We start from the raw sequence: 11,353 nt of genomic DNA, 5'->3' as shown, positions 1-11,353 counted from the left end.
GTCAGAAATCGGGAGGAGAATGGCGGGACAGGTTTAAATACCATAACAGACAACGTTTTAAGGCACATTGGTGCACTGCGCTGCTATAGTGTAGACCGGCCAATCATGCAGGACTCTCACTCCTGCGACTGGGGTTCAAATCCCCATAGCAGCATACTGACTTTCGGTCTAAATCCGACATCCTTTTTCCCGCCCCGACCGAAGGCATGCGTATGAAATGTGCGCCAACACTTTCAGACAGCTCTTTTCCATTGCATCAAGAGCACAACTCCATCAACCGTGGTCTCGCCAACGGCAGGCTCACCGCGTGTGACGCCGACCTGATCCGCGAGTTCATCGCCGAATCGCAGTCCTGCAACAACATCAGTGCAGGTCGAACAAACAAGATCGTCTTCACCCTCGTCGGGTGGCGGCGGTTTATCGGGCCATACCTGGAGAACAGCATGGCCGACATCTACCAGGGCATCTCCGCCCTCAAGACCGCCATCAGCGCCCGCGGCAAACCCTTCAAGCAGAACACCATCGCCGACCACATCATCCTCAAACGGTTCTATGGGTGGGCGATCGAGAACGGCCACACCGACCTCCCGGACCGAAAGATCCGGCGCCTCAAGATCCCCACCAAAGACACCATGACCAAGGAGGCCGCCGCCCTGGAGACGGTGGCGGCGATGGGGTTGGAGCAGTTTACGATCAAGATGCTGCAGGAGGCGATCGGGCTCTCATACCAGCAGACCTACCGGATTCTCAACGGTTATGCGAGCTGCGGGGCGACCCACTCGGGGCTGCTGGAAAAGTGTCCGGCGGTGAGTTACTTTGATACGATGGTGACGGAGGACGGGGAGGGGTATGCGGTCGAGAGCGTGGAACTTGAAAACCGCGGTTTTGATCAGATCTCCCGGCGGTTCGATCCCGAGAACCCGGGGGTCTCCGTCGATGTCCGCTTTATCGAGGTGAAGGGGCGTGCCGGTACGGGCGATGTGTTCCTGACAGAGAACGAGTACAGGACGGCGACGCGGTTGAAGAACGATTACTGGTTGTATGTGGTGTACAACTGTGCATCTACGCCTGAGGTTCGTCTGATCCGGGATCCGGTCCGGCTGGGATGGAAGCCGGTGGTGACGGTGGAGCACTATCAGGCGGGGAAAGACGCTATTCTGCGGGCGTCTGAGGGGTGATCTGCTTACCCGGTGAAGAAAGACCCCGGTTCTCGAATGGTGATGCCGGGGAGTGTCTCCTCGATTTTCTTGCGGTTGTTCAGAATATGGGTCTTGTCAGCGGTGACGAGACTGACATCCTCCCTTATCCGATTAATCTGTATGAAATATGCGTCCAGTATCACAAGGATGTCTGGTTCGTAGCCGATGGCGGTGATCAGAGCGCTTTTTTGATCCGGGAGATGTGAGTCATAATTCTCGGGGCAGCAGGTGTAACAGACGACCGGGGCTGAAGGGTCGTCGGGACGGCAATCTCTATCCAGTGAATCCAATGCTCCCTTGATGGCGTCGATGATCTCCTGTCTGAAGGTGTCCCGATCTTGTTCTGTTCCCAGGGCACAGTTGCGGAGATCGTCCATGTTCTGCTGCACAAAAGAACCGAGCACATTCTTCTCTTTCTCGTTTTTTAGTGAGAGGGTATGCCGCTCGGTGAGTTTCTGGATGGTCCGATCGAGGGTGAAGGGGTCAGGAGAGACAGGGAGGGATTTTACAAGATAGTTCAGGTATTTTGTTATCGTTCTCCTGAACAGACCAAATACGCCGGTGCATTCCTTATACACCCGCTCGCTCGTATGCCGGAGGAAGCCGTCCTGCTGCATGTATCGGTGAGTGTGATGGTGCTGTCCATCCCATTCGATCCGGGATCCGACAAGGATGTTTGTGTCGAGAAAATGATGGAGGGGGGGCATCGTGGTCGCTCTCTTCAGGAGAGGTAACCCTCGATCAGAGAGGAGAGGATCCTCTTTGAGCGGTCGTTGGCATTCCGGCGGTTTGTAGGGCGGACCGATTCCCGAATGTTTCGGTTAAATGCGTTCACCTCTGAGATCATATTCGAGATGGCCGAACGGTATTCCACTTCCCATTGTTCAAGTTTATTGTCGTAGTACTCGTCGTGTCCTTCGTCCAGAATGCGCACCCCTTTGACAAAGGTGTACCAGATCTCCACAGCGGTCTTACAGGTCGATTCGGTGATCGTGTAGGCGTTATCCTCATTCTTTCTGATGATGTCGAAGGCCTTTCCGGCTCCTGAGACATATGAGGTGAACTCGTCGTTGAACTCTTCGAAGAGCGGTTCCTCGACGAGTTCGGCCTCGCAGTCGTAGATGAGATTTTCCAGGCGGTCGATCTGGGGATTTGTGTCGTCCTCAATGTACCGGTTGAGGGTGGTTTGGCCGACAGGGTGTAATTTGAGGTATTCTTCGAAGAGGTTCAGAAAATCCACTTTATAGAGGGGCATGAACTCGTAGGGAGCATCTTCCCGGTAGATCTGGTTGACGAAAGGTTCGATGTGATAAGGATCGATATTCCTGACGATGCGCTCGACGATGGCAGAGGCCTCTTCAAGCTCATTGAGGGTATCGGTAAGGTTGGTGGTAAGCATGAGGAGGGAGTTGCCCCTGTGCGTCTCCTCCTCTCTGAGGATGCCGTTGACCTTCAGGGTATCGATAGAGGCCTCGACGACCTCTGAATAAGGGCCGTAGTTGTACCAGTAAAACGGGATATTCTTTCTGACCGGGTCGTCTTCGGGGAGGGCCGTCCGCACCTTGAAGAGGATTTTATGTACCGCTCTTTTTGATAACTTGAGATCGGGGCGAGAGTGATAGATCTGCTGGATCAGGTGAGAGACGACTTCGGACTGAAGCATTGTACCATCATATTCATGAAGTAAATATATAGGGATTTCTTATGCGGGGCGAAATTATCAGATCGAATCGACTATACAATAGAGAATACCAGTCTCTCTTCTGAGAGCACGCACTCATCCCCTGGTCCAGCGAGAACCATCCACCTCCGGAGTTATACGAATGATCCACTACCCAAAACGTCTCATCGAAGTCGATCTCCCGATTAAGAAAATATCCGAGCACGCACGGCGGGAGAAGTCCATCCGCCACGGCCATATCTCGACCCTGCATATCTGGTGGGCGCGCCGGCCTCTGGCGGCCTGCAGGGCGGTGCTGTGTGCGGCGCGGGAGGAGATGGACGCCTTTTAGAACGCCCTCGACCGGACGAACCGGGACTGTGCCGATCTGCTCATGCTCCGCATCCGCCCTGATCAACTGCGCCGGTCTGGTCTTTGGCAGCGCCGGTCTGATTCTGGTCTTCCTTGCCGGAAGCAGCCTGGTGTGGGGTCTGGGGGCGATCAACCTGGCGGTCGGGGCGGTCTGCCTCGCAGCCTGGATGATGATTGGAAAACGGGGAGGGACCAGAGAGTGAGAACGATGTGTCCAGCACTCAACCGGTGCCATACTGCTTCAACCGTGCCTCGAGGGCGCGCGGCAGGAGAACGCGGTCGATGATATGGTATATACCGTTTGTGCACTCGATGTCGGGCTTTATGATGGCGGCTCCGTTCAGCCGTATCCCAGGAGGCGCCCCGGAGATCTCCAGGTGTTCACCCTGCAGCGTCTTGATCGCTTCCATCCCCGCCAGTTCGTATGTGGTGAGTTTGCCCAGGATGACGTGGAACCTGACCAGGTTTGCAACCTTCACCGGGTCGGCCCGGACGGAGTCCAGCAACTCTTCCGAAAAGAGGGAATACGCATCGTTCGTCGGGAACAATACTGTATACTCCCCCGGCCCGAGGAGTGTCTTATCCTGCCCTCCTGCCCGCAGCAACTCAACGGATATGCTCAACTGCGCGTCCTCCCCTGCGGTCTCAACGATGCTCTTCATGGATAACCCTGAATCAGCCTGAGGGGTATATATAACTTGAGTAATTGGGCTTGCCGGCCCTTCCCGGGAGGTAATAAAGGAGGCCGTTTCACGGAATTCAAAAAAAGCATCCCCGGGGACTTACATGGGGAGAACCCCTCACTTCCCCGTCTTCCCGGCGATATACTCCTCAAGCAGCCTGAGCGCCTCATGCTCCCTGGCACCGCCGCACCTCCGGGCAAGGGCGGCGTGGTGCTCGATCAGTTGTAAGAGCCAGGGGTCGTGTTTCCTGACGTAACGGGTTGCATGGACAGTGGCCTCAATAATACTTGCAAACCCCCGGTTCACCGGATGCAGCCGGAGTTCCAGAACCTCTTCCTTCACGGGAGTGAGTCGGACGACAAGCGCCTCGGTGTTCGATCGTTCCACCTCGGCGGTGAACGCAGCCCAGGCCTCCACCTCATGGAGACGGCAGAAGACCTCTCCCCCGACCTTCTCGGTGACAAAATCATCGTCCGGGAGGTCGTCAAACGCCGTCCGGACGTAGATCACCGGGTCAAAGACGAAGTTTGCCACCACCCGGCGGTCCCGGGCGACGTTCCGGGCTGTATGGCTCCCCCGGAAGAGGACCATGTGCATCGAACCGCCGCGGTTGATGATCCCGATGGGCGCAGCGTTGCGGCAGGTGGTCGCGATCACCTCACTGATCCCCTCGCTCAGCAGTCCCACCGCCACCCCTCCCCCAGGGCCACGTAGATCCCGGCTATGGTGATATCGGCGATCGAACCGGGGTTGATCCCGGCTGAGACACAGTCAGAGTCGAAAGCCGCCAGGTCGCGGCTGCCCTCAAGCACCTCGGCCGCCTGCCGCATCGTCCTCTCCGCCGCAGCCACCCCGTGCTTCTTCGCTATGAAGGTGTCCGGCTCCGAGGCCAGGATCTCCATGAACGCCGCAACGATCGCCTTCCTCCCGCAGCCGTGGGCGTGGAGCAGGTCGGCACACCGCCTCGTCAGGGCAAAACCGTTCGTCCACTCCCGGGCAACCATATCCCTCGGCGCCGAGTAGGCCATGATGTCGGCAAGGGTCATACCCCTCTCCCGGATGGCGGCAACCGATGCCGGGTCGTTCACGTCAAGTTCATCGCTCTTTAACACCCTGACGTTCGTGAGTGCGAACGCCGCGTAGAAATCGAGAGCGTCCTGGAGATCCGTCCCGGCGATAACCCGCCGCGCCCCCTCGATATCCCCGCCGAGAACCAGGGGAACGAGGAGGATGAACGCACCGAAATGGGTGTTTCCGCCAGAGTGGCCGTTCGTCCGCATGACCGCATCGCGGATCAGCCTACCGACGCGGCCGCCGGTCTTCTCGGCCTCATCAAAGACCGGGCGGACCATGATGGCCGAGGCCAGGAAGTGTTCGAGCCGGGTATCGGGGTAGTCATGGCAGCGGTCGACGTTCCCGGGCTTCGGGTAGGCGCAGACCTCAAGCATCATCGCCATCTGCGCACGTTCAGCCCGACCCATCACCAGATTCTGTTTCATCGAATATCCTGTGCATGATCGTCTCAGAGAGACGGCGTTTGCAGCGCATGTAATCCTGCGGCGAGAGGTTTATACTCTCCAGGGTCATGTTCCGGAACATGCAGGGGGAACTGGTCTTGCAGCACCATGCAAGACTCCCGAAACATGTGATCGCCCCGCCCTCAAGCGGCGTCCCCTTCACCGCCTCCTGTTTCAGGTTGAGGTAGTCCTCCGGGGAGAGCCCGACCTTCTGGAGGGTCGCAATGAGCGGACAGGGTTTCACCGGCATGCAGCAGAAGGCCAGAGCCCGGATATCCCCGCCCCGGCAGATCTGTTTCGGGGCGTTGTACCAGCCCCCTTCCTCGGCCGCCCGGGTGATCGCGGCATCCAGTCCCGCAAGTGTCCAGGGATCGGACTTCCGGGCAACCGAGACCATATCCGCGCCGTGGGAGAAGGCATCCATCACGCGGTCGAAGGAGGTCATGGAGTTGTTTGCGATCAAAGTCAGGGGGGAGGCGTTTCTGATCTGGCGGACCTTCGAATGCCCAAAGTCCATCAGATCGACGTGTATGATATCCGCCCCCGCCTTCCATATGCTTCGGGCAAGAGCGGCATCGTCTGCGGCGACCCCGGCCCTCATCTTCACCGAGACGGTGACGTCCTCGGCCTTCAGGGCGCGGATGATCTCAAAGAGTTTTGAAGGGTGCTGGAGGAGATGCTCGCCACAGCCGGCCTCAAGCATCGGCTGCTGCCGGCAGTGGGCATCGATCTCGTAGACCACATTGTCCTCAAACGCCTCCGCAACACCGGCGTATGACTCAGGGCTGCTGCCACGGAGGTTGATCCCGAGAACAACGTCGCTGCTCTGGATGGCAGCGATCTCGCGACCCAGCGCTTCCAGGGGGTCATCATATAGAAACTCTTTTCGGCCGGCGTCTGCCATCTGCCGGCTTGCCTCCATCGTGGGGCGGTCGATCGAGTAACCGCCTATGAAAGCCGCACCAACATGCTCCGCCCGCTCAAGAACGTAGGCCGCATCCACGATCCCGGCCATGGAGGCTATTGCTACAGGCGTCCTTACGATCCGATCGTTTATGATGAGTTCAAAACGATCAAAAGCTTCTCTCATACTTCTCCAACCGTTGGCGGTGATAGGGGATATTGATTTGCGTCGCGTCACGGGAAGGGTCATCAAGTCGGTCCGCTCATGGTTTGATGCCCCAGATCACCACCGCGGTGAAACGTCTTATGCGGCTGACCACGCGGCCGCTTGAGGGGGGCAAGTGTATGATGATAGCACCGGATATCGTGCTCTGGGCTGGGGCAGGATCTTTGGGGGGGTGTCAGGTGAGACCGCGAAGAGACTGCCAGATCCCCGGAGACTGTATCCATGGGGAATCGCCCCGCGGGGGGGAGGGGCTCGCCGGGGAGGGGGGAGGCGGAGACGGCTCCCCCCTGTTTCAACGTGTCACCGGGAACGGTATTCGTCGACCACCCCCACCGCCCGGCCGCTCCGCGGTCTCCTCCCGCCCCCTCAATAGGGGGCGGGCAGTCTGTGGCGATAGTCCGGATAGCCGTGCACGGGGAGAGGGAGAGGATTTCGGTGTGGGTGATCGCATCGAACCGCGGATCTGCTCATCCTGGCCGTGGCACTGTATCGATGGGATACCGCCCCCACGGGGGGGATGGAACATCCCCTCCCCTGTCTCCTGCGTTTCATTGAAAACCCCTCCCCCTGGAACACCCCCGCCTCTCCAATCTCTCCGCAACGGCGTCTCGCAAAAAGGTGCACGGCGGTGCCGCCACCCGGAATCCGTCCATGGAGGGGCAGCCTCAACCCCGGATGCGGGCGGGAGCCTGGAAAACCGCTGCTCAATAAGGATCAGTAATTATTTTAATCGAGTATCGTAGTACCTTGTAATATATGGCTAAAAAGGGCATGCTACTGGTCGGCCATGGGAGCAAGCTCCCCTACAACAAGGACCTCGTGGAGACCACCGCAAGACTCATCGCCGAGAAGACGGACGAATACATCGTCAGGGCGGGTTTCATGAGCCTCAACACCCCCACCGTGCAGGAACAGCTCGAGGCGTTCCGGAAAGAGAAGATCGAGATGCTGGTCGTCGTCCCGCTCTTCCTGGCAAGGGGTGTCCACATCGAGAAAGACATCCCTGCGATCCTGGGGCTGCCCGAGGGTGCCCGGGCCGGCACATTCCACATGAACGGAAAGGACGTCCCCCTTGTCTACGCCAGCCCCATCGGGAGCGACCCGCTGCTGGCCGAGTTGATGCTGAAGAACGCGGCTGAGGCGATAGCCGAACTGGAACGCTGACCCGGAATGCGCATACTGGTGCTGGACACCATCCACGGCGGGGCGGACCTCGCCGTGGCGCTCCGGGATGCCGGTCACCGGGTGGACGAGGTGGACGTCTACCGGGGAGAGATCGGTATCCCCGTCGAGGAGGCGCTCGTCCGCACCTACGACCTTGTCACCGCGCCGGTCCACCTCGACCCCGACCACCCGCTCCTCCAGCAGCACGGCCCAGCGGTCTCGCACCACGAGATTGTCGGGCTTCTCATCGCCGGCGACGCGGGGCGGCCGTTCATCGAGATCACCGGGGCACGGGGGAAGACCACCACCGCCCACGCCATCGCCGCGCTGATGCCGGGGCCGGGCGTCCTGCACACCTCGACCGGCACCTACCGCTACCCCGAACGGGAACTCCTCTGGAAGAAGAGCATCACCCCGGCCTCCCTGATACCGGCGGCGCGCGAGGCGGAGCGGATCGGCGGCTGGCTGGTTGCCGAGGAGTCGCTCGGTGTCACCGGCGCCGGGGATGCGGCCGTCCTGACATCGGCGGAGGACTACCCCATCGCCGCAGGGAAGAGACGGGCTCTTGCCGCGAAACTCGGGTTGCTCGCCCGTGCACGGACGGTCGTGCTCCCGCAGGGGGTTGACATCCCCGGCTGCATCCCGGTCGGGAGCGTGGTATCCGTCGAGGGGGAGGCCTGCCGCTACTCGGGCTACGGGATCGCCGGGTCGTTTCAAAACCCGCTCTTAAGCCTTGCGGGCTACCGAACGGCGCTGTCGCTTGCGGCCGCGACCGCCTGCGTCCTCGGGATCGATCCCTCCCCCCTGGGCGGGTTCACACCCATCCCCGGGCGGATGGCCGTCCGCCGGGACGGAAGCCTCCTGGTGGTCGACAACGCAAACAGCGGGACGAACATGGCGACCACGGTTGAAGCCGCCCGCTACGCAAGAGAACTTGCAGGCGACGCCCCCCTGACACTCGTCATCGGCGAAGAGGCCCGCGCCGTCTGCGAGGGTTTCCCCGCAACCGAGATCAGCCGGGCGGTTGCGGCCGTCCGGCCTGATGCAACCGTCTATGTCGGCGACGGAGAGGAGGCGGCGACGCTTGAGGAGGGGTTTGCCGCCGCCCGCGAGATCACGCCGGAGGGCGCGATAGTGCTCGCGGTAAAAACCTGGAGATGAGATCATGGACTACATTCAACCAAGGCCGAGTTCCATCGTTGCGGCTCTTTACACCGCCCGGGACCTCGGCGTCGACGTGGCCATACTCCACGGGCCGTCGGGCTGCTCGTTCAAACACGCCCGGCTCCTTGAGGAGGACGGTATGCATGTCCTGACAACATCGCTTGCAGACAACGAGTTCATCTTCGGCGGCCACGACCTCCTGGTGCGGGTGCTCCGTGAGGCGGAAGAGATGTTTGCGCCCCGGCGGATGGCGGTTGTCGGGACGTGTGTTGCGATGATCATCGGTGAGGACCTCCAGTCGGCTATCCTGGACGCCGGGATAGCCACACCGGCGATAGCGGTGGATATCCATGCCGGGTTCCGGGAGAACATCGAGGGTGTCCTGGCAACCCTGGAGCCCGCGGCAGCGGTGGGCTGGATCAGTGCAGGTGAACTGGAACGGCAGCGTTCACTCCTTCTGAAGGCAAACGAGGTGGAACGGCTGAGGGGAGCGGCTTCCCGGGCCTACATCGAGCCGTCCCGGGGTGACCTCAAACACATCGCGGCGGAGCGTCTCCTCGAACTCGCAGGGAGCGGCGCCACGGGTGCTGCGGTCATGAACGCCAAGAAAGAGACCGCCTACATCTTCGCCGACGAGCTGATAGCACTCCATGATGCCTGCCCGGAGGCCGCGGTCACCTACATGGCAAACCTGGAAGACCGCGGGCTCCCGAAGGTCAGGGAGGACGCCGCACGCATACTCGCCGGGATGAGAGGCCGCGGTCTCGAGCCCGAACTCGTCGGGGCGCTGGACGAGTACGGGGCAAACGGCCAGGCGATCGGGGAGCGGATCCGTGAGATCGACCCGGATTTCGCCCTCCTGGTCGGAGTTCCCCACGCCATCCCCCCGGAATACACGGAGGGGATAGAGGTCTTCTCGATCACGAACGGCCCGCGGCAGGTCGAACCGCTGCGGGAGATGGGGCACCGGCACGTTATGGTCGAGATCGACCTCCACCCAAAGACGCTGGGCGTCCGTGAGATCGTCGAGAGCGAGTTCGGGGCGGTTCTGCGGAGCATGCGATGAAGGCATTCCTGGTTGCCGGCGACCGCTCAGGGAGCGGGAAGACGAGCATCACCCTGGCGCTCTCGGCGCTGCTCTCGACCCGGAGGACTGTCCAGACGTTCAAGGTGGGGATGGACTACATCGACCCCTCGTACCTTGCCGGGGTGACCGGGCGGCCCTGCCGGAACCTGGACGGCTACGTGATGAGCCCGGCGGAGAACCGGGCGGTCTTTGCCCACGGCTGCCGGGGAGCGGAGATCGCCGTCATCGAGGGCGTCCGGGGGCTGTTTGAGGGGGCAGAGGCCCTCTCAGACCTGGGGAGCACTGCGGCGATAGCAAAACTGCTCGACCTTCCCGTGGTGCTGGTGGTGAACGCCCGGAGCATCACCCGGAGCGCGGCAGCGATAGTGAGGGGGTTCCAGGGGTTTGAGAGCGGCATAGATATCCAGGGGGTCATCGCGAACAACGTCACGGGAAGCAGGCACCGGGAGAAGGTCGTATGCGCGATCGAGCACTACTGCGGCATCCCGGTTCTCGGCGCCATCCCCCGTTCACCGGAGATGGAACTCTCGATGCGGCACCTGGGTCTTGTCCCGTACCGCGAGGGCCGGGAGCAGGAAGAGTTCATGGCGCGGATCGAGGCGGTGAAACGGGTGGTTGCCGGGAACGTCGATCTCGAGGCGCTGCTCTCGATTGCCCGTGAGGTTGAACCCCCGGCGGAGGATGATGCGGTGTTTGCGGTTCCAGAGGAGCCGGATGTGAGGATCGGGGTCGCGCTGGATGAGGCATTCAACTTCTACTACGCCGACCTCTTTGACGTCCTGGCATCGCTCGGGGCGGAGGTTGTCCCGTTCTCCCCGGTTCACGACCGTCTGCCGGAGGCGGACGGCTACATCATCGGCGGGGGTTATCCGGAGGTCTTCGGCGCGGAACTCGAGGCGAACACCGCGATGAGGGAGGGGCTCCTCGAGGTCTCCAGGAACGGGACGCCGATCTACGCGGAGTGTGGCGGTCTTATCTACCTGACCGGGAGGATGGTGCTCAAAGCCGGGTTTGCGGGCCGGGAGAGGGAGGAGTCCTGCGACCTTGTCGGGGTGTTCCAGGGCGAGACCCGGATGCCCGCGAGGCGGATGCTCGGCTACGTGGTCGGGAGGAGCGTTGCAGAGAGCCCTATGGGCGAGGCGGGGTTCCGGGGCCACGAGTTCCACTACAGCAGTGTTGACCTGGCGCCGGGGACGCGCTACGCCTACAGGCTGAGCAGGGGGAGCGGGATCCGCGACGGGCTCGACGGCGCCGTCCGCGATCAGACGATCGCGAGCTACACGCATCTCCACCCGGTTGCAAGCCGGGGGATGTTTGAGCACTTCGTTGACGCCTGCCGGGAGGGCTGAGAACGGGGTGCACGAAACACAAGACATAC

The 11,353-nt window shown here is 61.1% G+C and carries 13 protein-coding genes and 1 tRNA gene; 8 read left to right on the top strand and 6 right to left on the bottom strand.

The annotated features are described in order from the left end of the window. Positions 1-79: 79 nt before the first annotated feature. A tRNA-Glu gene (locus R6Y96_RS04965) sits at positions 80-154 on the top strand. Positions 155-251: 97 nt separating this feature from the next. Next, complete coding sequence (locus R6Y96_RS04960; RefSeq protein ID WP_318622413.1) at positions 252-1,178, top strand: DUF3883 domain-containing protein; 927 nt, start codon at positions 252-254, stop codon at positions 1,176-1,178. 5 nt (positions 1,179-1,183) lie between these two features. Here the strand turns inward: R6Y96_RS04960 and R6Y96_RS04955 are convergent, their stop codons facing one another. Together R6Y96_RS04955 and R6Y96_RS04950 are read right to left on the bottom strand one after the other, a co-directional pair. Beyond that, complete coding sequence (locus R6Y96_RS04955) at positions 1,184-1,816, bottom strand: hypothetical protein (protein WP_318622412.1); 633 nt, start codon at positions 1,814-1,816, stop codon at positions 1,184-1,186. Between the two features lie 104 nt (positions 1,817-1,920). Beyond that, positions 1,921-2,862 (bottom strand): hypothetical protein, encoded by a 942-nt coding sequence (locus tag R6Y96_RS04950; protein ID WP_318622411.1) that lies wholly within the window; start codon positions 2,860-2,862, stop codon positions 1,921-1,923. A 160-nt stretch (positions 2,863-3,022) separates the two neighbouring features. Between R6Y96_RS04950 and R6Y96_RS04945 the strand changes: the two genes are divergently transcribed. Both R6Y96_RS04945 and R6Y96_RS04940 read left to right on the top strand, forming a co-directional pair. Next, positions 3,023-3,211, top strand: coding sequence for a DUF1156 domain-containing protein (locus tag R6Y96_RS04945; protein ID WP_318622410.1), 189 nt, complete (start codon positions 3,023-3,025; stop codon positions 3,209-3,211). A 28-nt stretch (positions 3,212-3,239) separates the two neighbouring features. Beyond that, complete coding sequence (locus R6Y96_RS04940) at positions 3,240-3,434, top strand: hypothetical protein (protein WP_318622409.1); 195 nt, start codon at positions 3,240-3,242, stop codon at positions 3,432-3,434. Between the two features lie 18 nt (positions 3,435-3,452). On the opposite strand, the gene R6Y96_RS04935 is transcribed toward R6Y96_RS04940, so the two are convergent. The 4 genes from R6Y96_RS04935 to R6Y96_RS04920 form a co-directional block, all read right to left on the bottom strand. Then, positions 3,453-3,893 carry a fasciclin domain-containing protein gene (locus tag R6Y96_RS04935; RefSeq protein WP_318622408.1) on the bottom strand — a complete coding sequence of 147 codons (441 nt, stop codon included), beginning with the start codon at positions 3,891-3,893 and terminating at the stop codon, positions 3,453-3,455. Positions 3,894-4,031: 138 nt separating this feature from the next. After that, a complete protein-coding gene (locus tag R6Y96_RS04930; RefSeq protein WP_318622407.1) occupies positions 4,032-4,601 on the bottom strand; it encodes a DUF447 domain-containing protein in 570 nt (189 codons plus the stop codon). Beyond that, positions 4,589-5,413: a triphosphoribosyl-dephospho-CoA synthase gene (locus R6Y96_RS04925; protein WP_318622406.1), complete on the bottom strand. Its 825-nt coding sequence runs from the start codon at positions 5,411-5,413 to the stop codon at positions 4,589-4,591. The genes R6Y96_RS04930 and R6Y96_RS04925 overlap by 13 nt, the downstream gene beginning before the upstream one ends. Then, the gene (locus R6Y96_RS04920) at positions 5,382-6,521 is read right to left on the bottom strand and encodes a methanogenesis marker 9 domain-containing protein (protein ID WP_318622405.1); all 1,140 of its coding nucleotides are present in this window, start codon (positions 6,519-6,521) and stop codon (positions 5,382-5,384) included. Before R6Y96_RS04920 ends, R6Y96_RS04925 begins: the two co-directional genes overlap by 32 nt. 795 nt (positions 6,522-7,316) lie before the next feature. On the opposite strand from R6Y96_RS04920, the gene cfbA reads away from it, so the two are divergent. Genes cfbA through cfbB form a run of 4 tightly spaced genes read left to right on the top strand, consistent with a single transcriptional unit; the run spans position 7,317 to position 11,324 of the window. Then, a complete protein-coding gene (cfbA, locus tag R6Y96_RS04915) occupies positions 7,317-7,724 on the top strand; it encodes a sirohydrochlorin nickelochelatase (RefSeq protein WP_214022705.1) in 408 nt (135 codons plus the stop codon). Between the two features lie 6 nt (positions 7,725-7,730). After that, positions 7,731-8,885: a coenzyme F430 synthase gene (cfbE, locus tag R6Y96_RS04910; protein ID WP_318622404.1), complete on the top strand. Its 1,155-nt coding sequence runs from the start codon at positions 7,731-7,733 to the stop codon at positions 8,883-8,885. Positions 8,886-8,889: 4 nt separating this feature from the next. Continuing rightward, positions 8,890-9,954: a Ni-sirohydrochlorin a,c-diamide reductive cyclase catalytic subunit gene (gene cfbD, locus R6Y96_RS04905; RefSeq protein WP_318622403.1), complete on the top strand. Its 1,065-nt coding sequence runs from the start codon at positions 8,890-8,892 to the stop codon at positions 9,952-9,954. Further along, complete coding sequence (gene cfbB, locus R6Y96_RS04900) at positions 9,951-11,324, top strand: Ni-sirohydrochlorin a,c-diamide synthase (protein WP_318622402.1); 1,374 nt, start codon at positions 9,951-9,953, stop codon at positions 11,322-11,324. The genes cfbD and cfbB overlap by 4 nt, the downstream gene beginning before the upstream one ends. The last annotated feature ends 29 nt before the right edge of the window (positions 11,325-11,353 follow it).

The sequence above is a fragment of the Methanoculleus receptaculi genome (genome assembly GCF_033472595.1).
Taxonomy (GTDB): Archaea; Halobacteriota; Methanomicrobia; order Methanomicrobiales; family Methanoculleaceae; genus Methanoculleus; species Methanoculleus receptaculi.
The sequence above is the reverse complement of the archived record's forward strand: the minus strand, read 5'-3'. Positions and strand labels throughout refer to the sequence as shown.

Coding starts and splice junctions, on each gene's coding strand:
- R6Y96_RS04955 (WP_318622412.1), bottom strand. CDS start 1,816: ATGCAGCAGGACGGCTTCCTCCGGCATACGAGCGAGCGGGTGTATAAG.
- R6Y96_RS04950 (WP_318622411.1), bottom strand. CDS start 2,862: ATGCTTCAGTCCGAAGTCGTCTCTCACCTGATCCAGCAGATCTATCAC.
- R6Y96_RS04945 (WP_318622410.1), top strand. CDS start 3,023: ATGATCCACTACCCAAAACGTCTCATCGAAGTCGATCTCCCGATTAAG.
- R6Y96_RS04935 (WP_318622408.1), bottom strand. CDS start 3,893: ATGAAGAGCATCGTTGAGACCGCAGGGGAGGACGCGCAGTTGAGCATA.
- R6Y96_RS04925 (WP_318622406.1), bottom strand. CDS start 5,413: ATGAAACAGAATCTGGTGATGGGTCGGGCTGAACGTGCGCAGATGGCG.
- R6Y96_RS04920 (WP_318622405.1), bottom strand. CDS start 6,521: ATGAGAGAAGCTTTTGATCGTTTTGAACTCATCATAAACGATCGGATC.
- cfbA (WP_214022705.1), top strand. CDS start 7,317: ATGGCTAAAAAGGGCATGCTACTGGTCGGCCATGGGAGCAAGCTCCCC.
- cfbE (WP_318622404.1), top strand. CDS start 7,731: ATGCGCATACTGGTGCTGGACACCATCCACGGCGGGGCGGACCTCGCC.
- cfbD (WP_318622403.1), top strand. CDS start 8,890: ATGGACTACATTCAACCAAGGCCGAGTTCCATCGTTGCGGCTCTTTAC.
- cfbB (WP_318622402.1), top strand. CDS start 9,951: ATGAAGGCATTCCTGGTTGCCGGCGACCGCTCAGGGAGCGGGAAGACG.